The following is a 17,895-nucleotide window of genomic DNA, read 5'->3' as shown; positions in this document are numbered from 1 at the left end:
ATGATACACAAAAAGAGAATAAAAAATATATGTATTAAAAAATACATATATCCTCAGTATTATTTTTCTTCTTTTTTACTTGAGCATCCGCAAGAAGTACCAAGTGCTAATTGAGTTAAAGTTTTAACCATAACTCCGGTAGGTCTGTGTCCTAAATCAGCAGTTCCGGCAACGTCTAAGTGAATGTATTCAACACCTTCGGTGAATTCTTTTAAGAACATAGCGGCTGAAGAACTACCTCCACCACGACCACTTAAGTCAGTGTTTTTTAAGTCAGCAACAACTGAGTTTCTAATTTCTTTAGCAAATGCTTCGTCTAATGGCATTCTTCAAACTAATTCGTGTTGTTTATCAGCGGCAGCTTTTAATTCTTCTCATGCTTTTTCGCTTGTTGCTCATGTTCCGGTGTATGTTGAACCTAAAGCAACTAAGATAGCTCCGGTTAAAGTTGCCACATCAACTAAACGAGTTGCTTTTAAGTTTCTAACTGCGTATGTTAATCCATCAGCCATTACTAAACGACCTTCAGCATCTGTGTTGTTGATTTCAACTGTTTTTCCGTTCATACTTGTTCATACTGAATCAGGTAATGAAGCGTCTCCGTTTACACGGTTGTCAGTAATACACATTACAGCCGCTACGTTAACTTTTGGTTGTAATTGAGCAATCGCTTTAAGAGCTCCGGCTACAATTGCACTACCTGACATGTCGAATTTCATTCCTAACATGTGTCCACCAGTTTTGATGTTGTATCCACCAGAGTCGAATGTAATTCCTTTTCCAACGTAAACAGTTTTTTGGTCACTTTCAGGATTTCCGTTGTATTCAATCACAACTACACGAGGTTCATACATACTTCCGCGGTTAACTGAAAGTAATAATCCCATTTTTTGCTCTTCGATTTGTGCCTTATTTAAAACAGTAACTTTTAAGTTTTCGTGTTGTTTTAAATCATTTGCTACAAAATCAGCTAATCATTCTGAATTACAGATATTTGGTGGTGTAACTTGTAAATCACGTACAAAGTTTACTGCTTGAGATAATACTAAAGCTTCAGTTAAAGCTTTTTCGTATTCACTTTGGTTTGCACTTGAATATAAACTAATTTCGTGTTTTACTTCTTTTTCTTTAGTTTTAGCATTTCATAATTGTGCATTTGTGTAGTTAATAGCTTCAACAAAAGCTTTAACAACACCTTTAATGCATAATCCTTCACCAACAAATGAGTCTAAGTTAACTTGGTAAGCACGTGTGTTAGCACTTGCTAAGTTTTTAGCGAAAGCATAGACATCGTCATATTTTAATTTACCTTTTTCTCCAAGGTAAACCAAAGCTTCGTTTTTATCGAAATATTCAGTAATTTGTGAATTTTTTTCTAAAAGTGTTTTTGGATATTCATCACCTTTAAAAACCGCTTTTAATTGCATTAAATCACTTCTTAATTGTGATGTAATTTCTTTGATAATCATATTTTTCCTTTCTTCTAATTCATATTAATTAAATTTTAATACTTTAAATTTTTTTTAAAAGGAAAATCATTTTGACTAAGGCAAAAAAAAAAAAAAACGACACTCAATGTCGCAATTTTTCTGGTGCCCAAGACAGGACTTGAACCTGCACGGATTGCTCCAGCGGATTTTGAGTCCGCAGCGTCTACCATTCCACCACTTGGGCTTGTAATATTATTTTATCATATTCTTCAAAAGCATAAAAATCAACATCAACAAATCTTTAATTTTAAATTAAATATAATTTCAAGAAACAAAAACGAAAATAAATTAATTTTCATAATTTTTAGGCAAAATCGACTTTTTTATGAAAAAACATGTCATAAAATGCAAAAATTCATCAATTAATTTGCACTTTTTGCATTTTATGCATATATAAAACTATAATTAAAATGAGTAGATAAAAAAGAAGGTCAAATGTTGTGCTTAAATATTAGAAAATTACACTTAGCAAAATGAATTTACACGAATAAACCAAAGTTGTTTGATAACACGATTAAGTTTAATTTTTTTCTATTTTTATATGAATTATACTCAAAAATAGAATACGATGTTTGTGATTTTAAATACTTAGTACTTTATAAAAGATATCCAATTTTTATGAATGTATTACATGATTTAAAAAAAGAAAAAACACAATTAATTAAACTTCTTCAATCTGAAGAATTTAAAAACACAAGTTATGCGATAAATAAAAATAGAGCTATTTTGTGTGCTTTTCTTGCAACTGTTTTGACCAGAAAAGAAATTCAAAACTTTATTTATAATTTCAACATAATTCGTAAAAGATACATCGATGAAAATCTTAAAATTCATATTAATGAAAAAGATTTAGATCATAGTGATATTTTATTATTGCAATGACTTAAAGATTATTATCCAGTCGAATTTATTAAAAAAACTAAAATTTGTCATTTAGGAAATAATTACGTCTTAATTCCTGAACAAAAATTTGAAGAAATCTCCTTAGAACAAATTTTTGATTTTAGAAATATTTTATATAGTTTGAATTTAGCCAATCCAGTTGAATGTGACTTACAAGATGGTTCGCTTGTAATTGTAACTAAGCGTAAATAAACTACAAACTTTCACTTTTGTGATGCTAAAGTAATCTCCGTTAAATAAATGGAGATTTTTTTCACTTTTTGAATTGAATTTAGTTAATAAAAAATCTCTATCGCAGTGCAATAGAGTTTGAATTTTAATTTCTCTAGAATATTTCGTATCTTATGTTTATCAGTTTTGAATATATAATCCAAAATTATCTTTTTGTCTTCCAGCAACTGCTAAAATAAAATCAACAAAATTTCAAATATATAAAGTAAATACACCTAATAATAATTTAGCAATACCTAATCCAATTCTACCAGCATAAAATCGATCAATCGCTAATGCTCCTAAGAAGAAACTCAATATAACAAGAACAACACGACTTTTGTTTGATACAGTCATTTTGACTCCTTTTCACATCTAATATATGAATTAATTTTATCATTTCTTTTGTCTTTTTGATATAATAAACACGATTTTTCTATATTTTTAAAAATATATAAAAATGTATGAAAAAGGGAGGTTTAACATGGCAAATATTAAATCTAAAATCAAAAGCATTTCAAAAATGGAAGCTGCTAGAGTTAAAAACGCTGCTATGAAATCACGTGTACGTAAAGCTATTAGAGCTGCACGTGAAGCAGTTTTAGCAAAAGATGAAAAAGTTGCTGAAAAAGTTGCTTTAGCACACTCATTAATTGGAAAAGCTGTGAAAAAAGGTGTTTTCCACGCTAATAAAGGTGCTAGAAAACACTCACGTTTAGATGATTTTGTAAACAAAAACAAATAATTTAAACTCACTAAATAAACTATGACCGAATTTTTTTGGAATTCGCAAATAGTTTATTTTTTTATTTTTGTTCTGCTTGATTTATTTAATATAAAAATGTTTCTCCACTGTTGTGTGAAACTCTAAAACGAAAATAATTTTCACTAAAAAATGTAATTTTTAGCTTTAAAATCCGTTTTTTATTTTTTTCCATGTTTTTTCCACAATTGAATAAAAATTCAAGATTACTACTACAGAAATAAATAATATAATTATTTGTGTATTTATTTGCAATCAATTTCAAGGAGAAAAATGAAAACAAAATTTAAAACTTTATTAACTGTTGCGAGTGCTTCAATGCTTGCTGCACCATTGCTTTCAGCAGCTTGTGGTGCTAAAGGACGTTTTGATCAAAATGATGATAAAAAGATCATTATTACTTCTGGTTTTTCAGAAACTAATAAACAAGGTAAAGCACTACAAGCAATTGTTGATTATTACAACGCTAATGTGGTCGCACCAAACAATCTTTATCCAATTGAAATAGTTAGAGTTGGTGGATATACAACAACTTCTATTGTTCAAGGTCTTAAAGCACGTGATAAAAGTGGTTCAATCGGTAACTTGATCTTTAACTATCCTGCAGCAGCAGCTGAAATCGCTGAATATGACATGAGTTTAGATTTTAAAGGAATTAGTGGTTTAGATAATATTGCCGACCAATTCTTAGACATTAACAAAAAAATCGCTGGAATTAATGATGGTGAAATTGTATTTATTCCTACTTCAAAATCAACTTCAATATTAACAATTAACTTGCCATTATTAGGTAAAATCATTTCAGATTTAGAAGCTAAAGGACTTGCGGTTGATAAATCTGAATCAAATAAAATTATTAATAAAGCTATTGAAAAATGATCATCTGCAAGCGAAGATGCTGATAAAGCTATGATTAATAAAAAATGAGATGGTGCTTTTGATGAAAAATCATGAAACGAAGCAGCAGACTTAAGAACAGGATTTACTCTTTCAGATACTACTTTCGGTAATTGAAATGATTATTTAAAATTCATTACAATTGTAAGATCATACTACAATCCAGAAAAAGTTTCTTACATCGCTTCAACAGACTCATTCCCTAATGATTTCTATACAAGTGCTGCACAAAACGGTATTACATTATTCCCTAAAACTAATGCAGCTGGTACTGAAATTTACGGTGGATTTGACTTTACATCATACAAAAAATCAGGTACTGCAGAATATGATGGAATTAAGAAAATTTTTGATATTTTTAATCCAGCTATTTCTACTAGTTCATTAATTATTAATGGTGATGGATCATATGGTTCAACTCGTTTCTCAAAACATGAATATCTTGCAACAATTGGATCAAGTGCTGGAGTTTCATATAACTATGTATCTGGTAAAGCTGCACAAGTTGATGGCGCTAAATTCATTAACGCTAAATTCAAAGATAAGAAAAATGATCTTACTGAAATTTTAACTGATGATGAAAGAAAAACAACTAATTTATACGTTGTAGAATCTTCTAGCGATGATGGTATCAAATTTATCGATGGTTCTTATCAAAATAGTATTTATTTAAGTACTAATGATAAACAAAAACCTGATAAATTAAAACACGATGGTAAATTAACAAGTGCAGAACAAGATGCTACTTTAAAAGCATTTGGTAATGGTAAAAACTATGTAATTGTTGTTGCAGATGCTAATTCTACTGCAGTTTCTTCTGATTCAAAAGGAATCGTTACATTTAAAGGAATCCAATTGAGTGATAAAAGTAAGTTATTAGGTGAAATCGACTTTAGATTAGGTAAAAAACAACTTTACTTAATTGATCCTGCAGAATTTGAAATTACACTAGCTTCTGCAAGTTCATTTGTTAATAGTGATGAAGTTTATAACTTAATGGCACCTACAAAAGCTACAGCAGAATCTGATAAAAGTTACATTGTAGGACAAGGACCATCTATTATCGGAATTCACTCTAATGCTAATGAAGACGAACAAACAAGAAAATTTGTTGAATGATTTATTTCTACTACAGTTGAAGAATTGCGAATTCCTAATGGAAAAAATCCAGATAAAAGTGATAAGTTTCAAACATTTACAAACAAAAAACCAATCGATATTTTCAATGAATTTGGTAACTACTTAAACACTACAAAAGAATTCTTTGACCAACCAAAAGGTTTATTCGCTAAAGAAGGTACACCACACAACTTAATTTTTAAAGCATTCCAAGCACTTGTTACACATCCTGAAAGTAACTTCTTGGTAGAAGATCCAGGTGCAACTGAAGCTGATAGAGTTAGAAAAGCTATTTCTACTACTGCAAAAAGTCTTGTTACTGGAAATAAAGTTAAACCTGCTGAAGCATTAGCAAAATTCAGAAGAGGAATTGAATAATTTAATGTTCAAAATCGTTAATAAACGAAGAAAAATACTTACCCTATCTACGGGTATTTTTCTTACAACTCTAGCAGTACCAATGCTTTCAAGTCAATGTGCTCCTTCTAACAAAGCTTTTTCAATTAATGAATTTGATTTTGATAATTTAACCAAAGACATTGATAATAAAATTATTAAATATACAAAATATAATTACTTCAGTGGTGTTTCGACCGAAGTCACACAAAACTTTTGAGAATACTATCATGCTGTTGATGCTGAAATTGTTAGAGTAATTGATGGAGATACAGTTGTAGTTAAATTCGATGATTTAAAATTAGCTCAAGAACAATCAGGAGCGGAAAGTCATATTACTGAAAATCAGATTAATATTCGTATTCCATTTATTGATACTCCTGAAGCTTATGTTGTGGATCCATTTGTTTCAGCCTCTAACAAACAAAAAGAAAAAACACCAGAAGAAATTCAAGCTATTTTTGATGCTCAACAAGCAAAAATTGATGAAGCTAAAAAAGCTGGTGATCAAAAACAAGTAACAGTTGAAGAAGCTAATCTTGAAATATTGAAAAATAAATTGAAAATTAATCGAATCGAAAGAACTTTATCAGAATTAGATACAGAATTTGCTAAATCAGTATTAAAAGTAGGAAAAAAAGTTAAATTAATTGCAGATAATTGAGCGACAAGATCATATGATAGATATGTGACACACATTTTATATCAAGATGAAACTAGCGGTCAGTGAAAATTATATGCACTTGAACTTTTAAAAAATGGTTATACCTTACCAATTATTAATGACACTACAGTAGTTGCATATAACACATATAAGAAAAATGAAGAAAATGAACCAAATCCTTCATTTGAACTTTTAGCAACACCATATATTGCTAATGCATATAACTATGGTTTTATAAATCAAAAAGGTTTTTATTCTCCTGAAACTGTAAATAAAGTAAACAATATTCTAAAAGAAAAATATGGTATTGAAAATGTTTTAAATAAACGAATTGAAAAACCTGATGATTTAGTTGTTTTCTATAGTGAACACGGTAAAAGTTTTAGTAGTGCAAGAGAATTTTTCATGTTGCCAAGCAATCCAGAATTTGGTGGTTTAGAAACAAGAAAAAATTATTATAAACTAAATGGAATTTCGAAAATTAAGAATGTCAATTAACATTAAATTCTAGAAATCTATTAAAATTAAAGTAATAAAGAAAGGAAATAATGGACAACAAAGAACAAAGATCTGTAAAATTGCAAACTCCAGCAATTGAAATTAAAAACTTAGTTATTGACTTTGGTACTTCAATTGCAGTTGATAATGTTTCTTTTAAAATCAACCAAGGAGAGCTTGTAACTTTACTTGGACCTAGTGGTAGTGGTAAAACAACAACTCTTAATGCCATTTCAGGTCTTTTAAAACCAAGTAGCGGTAAAATTTATTTTAGCGGAATTGATGTTACAAAATATTCACCTCAACAAAGAGAATTAGGATTAGTATTTCAAAACTATGCCCTTTATCCACACATGAATGTTTTTGATAATATTGCTTTTCCACTTTACAATGATGAACACTGACAAAAAGAATATAAGTTAAATTTTGAAAAAGCACAAAAAAACATTTTTACAATTTTAGCTAAACATTTTAATGTCGAATCTAAATACATTACTGATTTAGAAAACGCTTTTAACGAGAGAAATGACATTTTTGAAAAAAATAATGTTTCATTTTTAAACTTAAAAACTCGTAAAGAAGATATTTCACAAAATCAGGTTAACCTTTTAGAAATTGCTCAATCTAAGTCTGCTGCCGAAAAGAACTTTATTGTTAAGGATTCGCTTGAATCATATAAAAAAGCAAAAGCAGCAAACGAAAAAACACTTTACCAAAAGAAAATCGTTGCTGAAATTGATCAAGAGCTAATTAATGAAAAAATTAAAGAGATCTATGCAAATAAAACTCAACAAATTAACGATTTATTAGATGAATTTTCATCAAAATTAAAATACACTGAAAGCTTAGAAATTGAATTATTAAGAAGAATTCATTCAAATCCTATTCAAAATGTTAGTCAATTGACAAATAAAGAAAATCCAATTGCAAAACATTTAACTCATGAATTAGAATATTGTGAAAATCAAAATTCATTAAAAATCAGTAAATTCTTAAATTCTTTAGAAATTAATGATTTCTTACAAGAAAATTACACCAATTCTTTAGATTTATACATTGACAAAATTTACAAACTAAGAAGTAGTCTTTTTGATGAACTTGAAACTTACAAAAATGAAGTTTACAAAAACAACATTAGTATTCAACCTAAAGAAATTGTTCGTACTTTTGAAGTTAAATTATTAAATAAAATTAATGAATCAATTTATAAAGTTTTATTTAAATACGTCAAAGTAAAACACAATAAAATTCTTAAAAACTTGAAATTACAACTTAATTTCATGAAATCTTTAACTAAAGTTCACTCAGTTAATAGAATGTTAAATGAAACCAAAAAAATTATTAAGCAAGAAAATAAAGAATATCAAAATAAATTCAAACTTGCTCAAAAGGAACTGGTTTCACAAATTTTTGCTAGTCAAACATCAGTTAGTTCATCGAATTCAAACAAAGGACTTAATGAATTAATTAGATTGTTACCTATTGAAGCTCAACATGAAGTTGAAGAATATAAAAAAGACTTAATTTCGATGAAAGAAGCGATTGCTCGCGATGTGCTTGAAGTTTCTGAACGTGTTGATATTACAAAGAATTTAGCCAAAAAACCAACTCAATTAAGTGGTGGACAACAACAACGTGTTGCTATCGCACGTGCTCTTGTTAAAAAACCAAAAATTCTTTTATTAGATGAACCACTTTCAAACTTAGATGCTAAATTAAGAATTTCAACTAGAAAATGAATTCGTGAATTACAACAAGAAAGTAAAATTACTACAGTTTTTGTTACTCACGATCAAGAAGAAGCGATGTCAATTAGCGACAAAGTTATCTGTATGTCAATGGCTCAAGTGCAACAAATGGGATCACCAATGGAACTTTACCGTAGACCAGCAAACGAATTCGTTGCTAAGTTTTTAGGTATGCCTGAAATGTCAGTCTTTCCAACCAAAGTTCACAATGGTGAAATCTTAATTAATGACAAGGCAATTACTACAATTTCAAACTATTCAAAACCTGAAATTAAAGTTGGAATTCGTGGAGAAGATTTAGTTGAAACTACAGCGGCTAAAGGAATTTTCAAAGGTACAATTAAATCTGTTGAATACTTAGGAAAAGAAATTCAAGCCCAAGTTATCATTGAAGAACCTAAAGTTATTGCTAACGTATTCTTAAGTAAAAAAGATGAATACAATATCGGTGATGTTGTTTACATGGATATTTCAAAAGTTTCAAGATTGCATTTATTCGATATTGATACGACTGAAAGAGTTAATTAATTCATGTTTTTTAATAATTTATCATTATTTTCAATTCGAATTAAAAACTTTTTCCGTTCAAAGTTTTCTATTACTAAAAAGCAATCAAGTTTAAGAATTATTGATGCAAAATCTCCATTTTGAAAACCATCATTATTAATATTACCTTCAATTTTAATTATTTTACTTTTTACAATTATTCCGTTTATTTTAACTATTTTTGTCGCTTTTGAAAGAAGAGTTGGGCCAAAAGCGTATGACATTGTATACTCAACTCAAAATTTCATAGATTTCTTAGACGCTAAAACTAAAATCGGTGGTGAGTTTTACATCGCATTAAGAAACTCATTCGTGTATTCAGTTGCTGCGTTACCAATCTCATTAACTATTTCGATTCTAATTGCATCCGCAATTTTCCACGTTATTAATAAATATACACGTGGATTTGTACAAACGGTGTTCTTCTTACCGTATGTTACTAACGCTATTGCGGTTGGTTTAACGTTTTTCTACCTTTTTGGTGGAACTGAACCACAAGAAAAAGGGTTAGTTAATTTAATTTTTGGTACTAATCTTAAGTGATTAAAAAGCGGTGAGAGCGATTCATGATTACCTTTAGTCGTTATTTTAGTACGTGGTGTTTGAGGTAATCTAGCTTTCCAAATTTTAATCTTAACATCTGCAATGTTAGGTGTTAACAAACAGCTTTATAAATCAGCTTCAATTGATGGAGCTTATAAAGCAAAACAATTCTTCTTTGTTACTTTACCATCAATCCAAAAAACAATTTCATTCTTAATTACGGTCGGATTAATTGGTGGTATTAAAGTCTTTCCACTTGCTATTTTCAACAACTCTGCCGGTGCAGCGGTTCAAAATGGTGGTGGATCGATTATGTTATTAATCTATAAATATATTACTGTTGATAAAAGTTTTGAACGTGCCGCAGCTTTATCTGTGTATTTAGTTATCATCGGTATAACCGTATCATATACTTTACGTAAATTTGTAGCATTAATGTTTACACTTAAAGAAAAGAAAGGAGAAAAGAATGTTTACAGTAAAATTGCTAATAAAACAAATGTTCTTAAAACGAAATTTAAAATCTAAACAAGAAAAAGTAGCAAATCCTATTGAAACAACCAAATATATCAGTAAATTACTGATTATGTTTTTCAAATTATCAGTTTTATTATTCTTTGGTGCGGTAGTTCTTTTCCCTTTTTACTTTATGATCGCTAATTCTCTTTTCACACGTCAATTAGCTGAAGATACAGGTACAGTGCACTTAGTACCACGTGATTTAGAGTCTGGTAAAATACTATTTGAATGATCAAACTATGCTAAAGCATTCCAAGACGGATACTGAAAAGCTTTAATTTTTACTTCATTAATTACTGCAGTAAGTATCGCCGGAAAAACATTTTTCTCAATGACTTTTGGATACGCATTTAGTTTAAAACAATGAAGATTTAAAAATGCGATGTGATTCTTCTTCTTATCATTACTTGTTTTACCTGAGCTTGCATTGCTTTCGCAACAATATATCGTTATTGTTAAGCTTGGATGAAAAGATGCGGCTAACAACTTTAAAATCATAATCGCTTTAACAATGCCATTCGTTGCTTCAGTATTCTCAGGATTTATGTTCCGTAATGCTTTTGAGGCGATTAATGATAGTGTTCGTGAATCTGCAAAAATAGACGGTGCAAGTGAATTAAAATTCTTTGTCAAAATTGCAATTCCAATGATTAAACCAACTATTTGAACTGTAGCTATTTTAACCGCTTTTGCTTCATGAAACAGCTACTTATGACCTTCTACTGTTTATGAAGGTAGAACCGATGCTCCTTTATTATCAATTTGATTATTTACAACCGGAAAAGAAGAAGTTGATGGTCTTACCAGAATGGTAGTTAACATCAGAATGGCCGGGGCTGTCTTAGTTGTATTACCATTAATTATTATTTACTCATTGATTAGAAAAAGAATTATGAATGCTATATCAAGACAAGGTGTTGCAACGAAAGGATAATATGTTTTCATTTTACTTTAAAAAATATGTTTGAACAAACCTAATTAAATATTCGAAATTAATTATGGTTCTTGCAGCATTTTCGGTTTTCTTAATCTTTATTGGTTTGGTTATCTTTGGATTAATTTACTTACCAATTGGATACTTGGAATAATAAAAATCAGTGTAGCGATATCGCTACACTTTTTATTTACTTTTCTCTCTACCAATAAGACGTTATCGTTTTAATTGACTAAGGATGAAAATGTGGAAAAAATATGAAAAATACCGTTATTATTATTATTATTATTATTATTATCGCAGAACTTAATAAAATTATTTTGTATGGCAAAACAAAATCTTATCGAAAAGAAATACAAGTCGAATCTTTCAAATAATCAAAATAATCGTTATTTAATCGATTTTATAGAATCTAATCCTGATTTAGTAATTCAATTGTCTGCAAAAGAATTATCAGTAAAGGTTTTTTGCTCACAATCAACTCTGACTCGTTTTATTCAATCTTTAGGTTTTGAGAACTATCGTTTATTTCAACTTTATATTCAAAAACGTAAATATATCGTTGAAAATAACGACCTTGAGCTTAAAGAAGAGGGACAATTAAGTATTCATGATATCATCAATAACATCCACAAACACTACAAATTTAGTATTGAAGATGCTTTTGAGCGTTACAGTGAAAATTTCGACAATATTCGTGAATACATTCGTAGACTAAAATACTGCAAAAACCACATTATTTTTGGAATCGGAGAAAGTTCGTTTGTCGGTTCGTATCTGTCAAAAAATCTGAATAAAATCGGTATAACGACACACAATATTTCAAGTGTGCATGACTTTTTTGGTCTTAGTCACGTTCTAAAAGATAACTGTTTTGTTACAGTCATTACTCGTAGCAGTAATACGGCAGAAATTTTTCCGGTATTAAGCCATTTAATTAATAATCGAATTCGTCATTGTGTATGAACACGTAATAAATCGCTTGAACGCAATGACATTCGTAATGTATTAATTGTAAACTCATTACCACAACAACACCGCATTACTAGTGCTGGTAGCAAAATTGGATTTTTATTCTTAGCTGATTTAATTTATTTTATTTTGGTTAATCGCGTTGATCCAAAATTCTCGATTTTTGACGAGATAAATTCTAATATTAAAAAATGAAATGATTCAAACAAATAACATTAAATTGAATTTTTCGGCAAAAAGTTTTAAAGTGCACCAAAAATGCACTTTTTATTTGACCTAACAAGATTCTCAAAAGATAAATTTGATAAATTCATATAATAAAAATAATATGAAAAAAAGTTTGATTTTTATGAAGTTAGCAACATTAGCTGGTAGCTCTTGCTTGCTAGTACCTTCATGTGTTAATAATGCTAAAAAGTTAAAAAATTGAGGTGATCAAGAATTTACTCAGAAGATTCAAAGTCAAAACATGAATCATTTGTCATATATTTTAGAAGCTCAAAATGCAAAATTCATCGCTCCATTTAACAAACAAGCTCCACAAAGTAATGTAATGTACCAATTAATCGTTTATTCATTTGCTGATGGAAATAACGATGGAATTGGTGATTTTATCGGTCTAAAAAATAATTTAGACTACTTTAGTAAGCTTGGAGTGGACACTTTATATTTATCACCTATTCATCCAGCTAGTTCATATCATGGATATGATGTGATTGATTATTTAGATGTAGCTCCAGAATTAGGTGGAATGCAAGCTTTTGACGAGTTTTTAATTGAAGCACATAAACGTGGAATCGCGGTTATTTTGGACTTAGTTTTTAACCATACTTCTTATGAACATCCATGATTCCAAGCAGCTTTAAGAGGCGAGCAAAAATATCGTGACTTTTATCGTTTTTATGAACGCAAAAATGATGAACATGTTCAAGCATATGGTATAGATGATCAAAATTCAATCGATATATTTTTAAACATTGATAAAACTCGCAAACCAACTAATTCTGAATATGTCGCAGAATTTTGAAAAGGTATGCCCGACTTAAACTTGGACAATCCTGAAGTGGTTGAAGAACTTAAAGCAATTCAAAGCTTCTGAAGTAAAAAAGGAGTCGATGGATTTAGGTATGACGCATTCTACCATTTTTGAGGTTCAAAAAACAAATACGAACCATCAGATTTAGATGGAACTAAAACTGCTAAATTATTTACACAATTGCGTCAAGCGAGCGAAAATGCGATGAATGATGGTGAATCAAGAAAAAGTGACAAAGTCTTTATGTTTGGTGAATGATGAGAAAGTCCATTGAACGCAAAAAAATACTTTGCTTACCAAAATAATCCAGCACTTTCAAGTGTAATTGATGGTTGACATTCTAAAGGTTTAGGAAACATCCAAATGAACTTTAATGAAAATGATGACTTTTTAAATTCAATGAATGATTTAGAAAAAACAGTTAATCATCATGTTGAATGATTACCATTTTTAGATAATCATGACGTACACCGTTGAATTAATAATGTAAGAATTAATGAATTAAATGGAACTTGAAATGAAGAACTTTCAAAACTTGACCAAGATTTAATGAAATTTGGTTTAAGTGCACTTTTGGTCAAACAAGGGACACCTATTTTATACGACGGAAACGAATTAATGATGCATGGTGGTCCAAAAGAAAGAGGGGACAATTTAATTCGTGAAGCTTTCCCTTGATCTGATGCGAAGAAAAATGTCGATTTCTATGAAAAACGCAGTGGAAGTGAATATAGTCGTATTTTCTTAAATTCATCAAAAGACATTCCAACTATCGAAAAACAAATGAGTGATTCTGACTCTGCTTATAATTTAACTAAAAAATTAATCCAAATTCGACAAGCAAATAGTGATATGTTTAAAATGAAAAATTTAGACTTAGATCCTAGTTTGGTAATTGACTCAAAAGCATCAATTGGAATTTCAGAAAATAGTATTGTAGTTCGTAAGAATCCAAAAGAAAATGACGATTTTGATTATTTAGTTTATTACTTTTCATTTAACCAATCACCGCAAAATTGAAAAATGGTTTTAAAGGATAATTATAAAATTACTGATGTTTTAATTAAGCAAAAAGTATCGATTAATCAAAACCAAATTGAACGTAGCAAAAGCGGATTTTCAATCATCGGTTTTAAAGTTAAAATAATTTAAGTAGTAAATGTGAAATAATTTTCATATGCATTTTTTACTCAAGCACAAAAGTTAGTTTTTTGTGCTTTTTTTAACCAAAATACTTGACCGGTCAAAGCTTACCAACAACTTATGCAACAATAAAATACGTGAATAAATTGATTTAATACATATAATTTAATTGCTTAATATGAAAAAAAACAAATCAAAATTCACGATTAAAAAATTACCATGAAAAACTAAAATGCGGTATCTCTTTTTAGGTAAATATCCGCTTGAACGACGTTATTTACCTAAAGTTTTAGAATATTTAATTTTAGTTTTTGCAAATACTGTTATGTTAATCTCGCAAATCTTATTGTTTTTCTATGTTATTAAGATTGATGCTAATTCTAAAATAACAGTCGATACAAAAATTTTAATGGAATATCACTGAAGAATCGTACTTGCAATAATAATACTATCTTACCTTGTGATTGCGTTTATGAGTTTACATATCTGCTCAATTTTGTCTAAAACTGAATTTAATAAATGAATTGGAATAGTAAGTATGTTAGCGTCATTGTTATTCTTAAGTCCGATCGGAATGCTCTTTGCAATGGTAGCTTATGTGAAAAATGAAATTGTTTTTGAATAGAATTTAAGGAGAGAAAATGAAATTAAAGAAAAAGCTTCTTTTAGGTGGTTTAGGATTAGGTGGTTTAACTTTAGTAGCTACTTCAGCAGCTTGTGGACCTGACACTAAAGCTGAAGAAATTAAAGAAATTGTTATTGGTGTTGACGGTGTTCAAAAAGATTTTTACAACAAAGTAATTGAAGAATTCAACAAAACAGAATATCACACCAAACACGGATTTAAAATTACTATTTTAGAAAAAGACGTCTTTTCAGCAAAAGAAATCGGAACAACTGGGGCGAGTGACTATAAAGTAGTACCTGACATTTTCTATGCACCAGAAATTACTGACTTAGCATCAAAAAATGCTTTAACAAACTTAGATAAATTTGATCCAAGTTTATTTGATACAATTACAACTCAACTTGGACTTAGTGATGCTGAAAAACAATCAATGAAAGAATACGGAACTGTTTCAGGGATTGAACGTAATGCTGCAAAACCAACTCCTGAAAAACGTCTTTACGGAATTCGTCACAACGTTGAGGGAATCGTTATGGCGTCAAACTTGGATTATGAAACAACTAAGAATGTTTTATTAAGTCCAAATACCAACTCATTAAAAGAATTGGTTGAGGAGGGTCTTGCAATTGTTCGTCTTCAAGACTTTTGATACGGAGCCGGAATCATGGGAGGGGTTTTTACAGAAATTGCTAAACAAAACTCTGGTAAAAAAGATTTACAAGATTTAATGGCTAAAATCCTTTATAGTGATGGAGCTTCAGCTAAATCAGGATTCATTATCGGTGATAAATACCACGAACACTTTAAAAAAGGTGTGCAAGCGGCTATGGACTTAGTTTTCCCTATTTGACAAGCAGCATATTTAATGAATGAAGAAGAATTCAAACAAACTAAATGAGCTCAACGTGGTATTACACAATCAGATTTAGTTGCAGTCATCGACAAGGATATGGGGACAGTTCAACAAAAAATCTGAGAATTATTAAAAGCTAAGAAAATTAACTTCGCAGTTGTTGGTACTTGAGACGTGCAAAACACACAGAAAAATGCTGACACTAACGTATTTGTTAACGTAATTAAAGCAACTGATGAAAGTGCTTATGTACAACAACCAGGTGCTTGATCATATGCAATTAACTCAAGAAATAATGGTGCGAGTGCAGAACGTAAAGGTGCTATTTCAGAATTTATTAAGTTAATTTTTAAATTAGAACCTTACAAAGCTTACTTTAAATCAGACTCAAAAATTCCATATGGTAACCATATGCAAGATGAGTTGAAAAAATCAATGACCAATGAATTGAAAGAAGAAAATAAAGAATTTGCTAAATTCTACGAACCTTTAGGATATACAAGTGCAGATGAATTTATTGATGCATATCACTCACAAGGAAAAGTTCTTTCAAAAGCAAAAGTTGACTATGGAACATGAGATATTTCAAATTCAAATACACCTTTAGATGAAAAAAATATTATCAAAGTTGATTATGGTCTTGATGGTGCAGAATTTGAATCAGAAGCTTGAGTTGAATTAAAAAATGCTCTTAAACCAGTTACAGGACTTCGTAATGCTGAAGCTGCATTACTTGGAATTGAATTATCAGCACTTGTTGGGGACGGTCAACCATGACAAGTTGGACCTGAAATTATTAAGAGTGAATTTGTTCAAGCTCATCCAGAATTAATTCAAAATGCCGAAATAGGAACTTTACATGTAAGAAAAGTTGAAGATTATATTTTTGGTGCTAACGGTGATTCAGGTGACTCAAAAGAAGCTTTATATGCAAAAATTACTGAAGCAATCAAAAACAATACTTTGAATGCACTTTATGAAGAAGTAAAAGCTAAAGCAACTGAATTTGCTAACGCAGCTAAAGTTGAAGTATCTGACGAAGTAATTACTAAAGCGAGCGAATTGTACTTCAACAACTATGTAAACAATGCACAAATCCGTGTATTAGTTGAAAAAGTTGCACCTAAATTCGTGTTAAGAAAAGATGGAACAGCTAGCGATGTTGAGTTATCAAAAGCGACTGATGAAATTGCTAAATACGAAAAAAATGGTGCAATCAACAAAATTCTTGACGTAGTTACATCACGTAGAAGTATTGAAGATGGTGGTTTAGGTGTTTTAACAACCTTAACTGAACGTATTGACCACTCAAATCCACAATTTGCTTCAACCGTTTGAGGAATTTGAAATGACAGTACATTCGGAAACAAAGTATTTATTAAAGAAACAGCAGATAAGATTTTAGCCAAAAAAACCGAAACACCTGATCTTGATGCTAAAGCTGAATTTACAGCTGCAGTGTTAGAACAAATGAGCAAATTATACTCAGATAAAGCTAAAATTATGACTGAAACTGCATTACAATTAGTGGTGACATTCGAAAAATAATCATGTATAAAAAATTAAAAATCAATCTCTCCAAAATTGATTTTTATTTTTTAATAAGCTTACTTCCGTTTTGGACTCTCTCTTATATTGTTTGATTTTTGATTCCGTTTGTGTTTGGAATTAAAAATGCTGAGACATATAGCGAGATTGAATTGGAAAATTACACAAGATTGCTAATTCTTTCGTTTATCGGAAGTAATCTCTTGGTGGTATTTTTCTTAATTTATATAAGTTTATTACGAAATAAACTTCAAGCTGGATACATATTCTTTATTTGTTGAATAATAATTTTTATCATCTTAGGGTTTACTCCATTTTTTAAAGGTTTTGATACATTATTATTAGAACAAATAATTTCCGGAGTTTTTGTTTCACTCAGTGCTGCATTAATTGCTTTGTATTTAATTTACATGTGTTTTAAATACCACATTGCACGTAAAATACATAATTTCGAAGCAATACGTAAACGGCAAACTAAAGGATAA

General features: G+C 29.6%; 15 protein-coding genes and 1 tRNA gene. 13 read left to right on the top strand and 3 right to left on the bottom strand.

The window, feature by feature from the left end; all coding sequences use genetic code 4:
* Positions 1–59: 59 nt before the first annotated feature.
* Both BLA55_RS00130 and BLA55_RS00125 read right to left on the bottom strand, forming a co-directional pair.
* Positions 60–1,469: a M17 family metallopeptidase gene (locus BLA55_RS00130; RefSeq protein ID WP_073372113.1), complete on the bottom strand. Its 1,410-nt coding sequence runs from the start codon at positions 1,467–1,469 to the stop codon at positions 60–62.
* A 121-nt stretch (positions 1,470–1,590) separates the two neighbouring features.
* Positions 1,591–1,674: transfer RNA gene (locus BLA55_RS00125), tRNA-Leu, on the bottom strand.
* A 434-nt stretch (positions 1,675–2,108) separates the two neighbouring features.
* Between BLA55_RS00125 and BLA55_RS00120 the strand changes: the two genes are divergently transcribed.
* Positions 2,109–2,585 carry a hypothetical protein gene (locus BLA55_RS00120; protein WP_157089890.1) on the top strand — a complete coding sequence of 159 codons (477 nt, stop codon included), beginning with the start codon at positions 2,109–2,111 and terminating at the stop codon, positions 2,583–2,585.
* A 156-nt stretch (positions 2,586–2,741) separates the two neighbouring features.
* Here the strand turns inward: BLA55_RS00120 and BLA55_RS00115 are convergent, their stop codons facing one another.
* Positions 2,742–2,960 (bottom strand): TM2 domain-containing protein, encoded by a 219-nt coding sequence (locus BLA55_RS00115; protein WP_073372111.1) that lies wholly within the window; start codon positions 2,958–2,960, stop codon positions 2,742–2,744.
* Positions 2,961–3,087: 127 nt separating this feature from the next.
* Between BLA55_RS00115 and rpsT the strand changes: the two genes are divergently transcribed.
* The 12 genes from rpsT to BLA55_RS00060 all read left to right on the top strand — a co-directional run bounded on the left by rpsT (position 3,088) and on the right by BLA55_RS00060 (position 17,895).
* Positions 3,088–3,348, top strand: a complete 261-nt coding sequence (rpsT, locus tag BLA55_RS00110; protein WP_073372110.1) for a 30S ribosomal protein S20 — start codon at positions 3,088–3,090, stop codon at positions 3,346–3,348.
* A gap of 291 nt (positions 3,349–3,639) precedes the next feature.
* Positions 3,640–5,760, top strand: a complete 2,121-nt coding sequence (locus tag BLA55_RS00105; protein WP_073372109.1) for a P68 family surface lipoprotein — start codon at positions 3,640–3,642, stop codon at positions 5,758–5,760.
* A 4-nt stretch (positions 5,761–5,764) separates the two neighbouring features.
* Entirely contained in the window at positions 5,765–6,940 is a 1,176-nt protein-coding gene (locus BLA55_RS00100; protein ID WP_157089889.1) for a hypothetical protein, read from the top strand.
* Positions 6,941–6,990: 50 nt separating this feature from the next.
* Positions 6,991–9,216, top strand: a complete 2,226-nt coding sequence (locus BLA55_RS04555) for an ATP-binding cassette domain-containing protein (protein ID WP_073372107.1) — start codon at positions 6,991–6,993, stop codon at positions 9,214–9,216.
* 3 nt (positions 9,217–9,219) lie between these two features.
* Entirely contained in the window at positions 9,220–10,305 is a 1,086-nt protein-coding gene (locus BLA55_RS00090; RefSeq protein ID WP_235631832.1) for a carbohydrate ABC transporter permease, read from the top strand.
* Positions 10,247–11,230 (top strand): carbohydrate ABC transporter permease, encoded by a 984-nt coding sequence (locus BLA55_RS00085; RefSeq protein ID WP_073372106.1) that lies wholly within the window; start codon positions 10,247–10,249, stop codon positions 11,228–11,230. The genes BLA55_RS00090 and BLA55_RS00085 overlap by 59 nt, the downstream gene beginning before the upstream one ends.
* 1 nt (position 11,231) lies before the next feature.
* Positions 11,232–11,384 (top strand): hypothetical protein, encoded by a 153-nt coding sequence (locus BLA55_RS04230; RefSeq protein ID WP_157089888.1) that lies wholly within the window; start codon positions 11,232–11,234, stop codon positions 11,382–11,384.
* Positions 11,385–11,554: 170 nt separating this feature from the next.
* A complete protein-coding gene (locus tag BLA55_RS00080; protein WP_073372105.1) occupies positions 11,555–12,415 on the top strand; it encodes a MurR/RpiR family transcriptional regulator in 861 nt (286 codons plus the stop codon).
* A gap of 115 nt (positions 12,416–12,530) precedes the next feature.
* Complete coding sequence (locus BLA55_RS00075; protein ID WP_073372104.1) at positions 12,531–14,390, top strand: alpha-amylase family glycosyl hydrolase; 1,860 nt, start codon at positions 12,531–12,533, stop codon at positions 14,388–14,390.
* Positions 14,391–14,559: 169 nt separating this feature from the next.
* A complete protein-coding gene (locus BLA55_RS00070) occupies positions 14,560–15,006 on the top strand; it encodes a hypothetical protein (protein ID WP_073372103.1) in 447 nt (148 codons plus the stop codon).
* A 16-nt stretch (positions 15,007–15,022) separates the two neighbouring features.
* Positions 15,023–17,410: a hypothetical protein gene (locus BLA55_RS00065; RefSeq protein WP_073372102.1), complete on the top strand. Its 2,388-nt coding sequence runs from the start codon at positions 15,023–15,025 to the stop codon at positions 17,408–17,410.
* 2 nt (positions 17,411–17,412) lie between these two features.
* Entirely contained in the window at positions 17,413–17,895 is a 483-nt protein-coding gene (locus BLA55_RS00060; RefSeq protein ID WP_073372101.1) for a hypothetical protein, read from the top strand.

This window comes from Mycoplasmopsis pullorum, assembly GCF_001900245.1.
Taxonomy (GTDB): Bacteria; Bacillota_I; Bacilli_A; order Mycoplasmatales; family Metamycoplasmataceae; genus Mycoplasmopsis; species Mycoplasmopsis pullorum.
The sequence above is the reverse complement of the archived record's forward strand: the minus strand, read 5'-3'. Positions and strand labels throughout refer to the sequence as shown.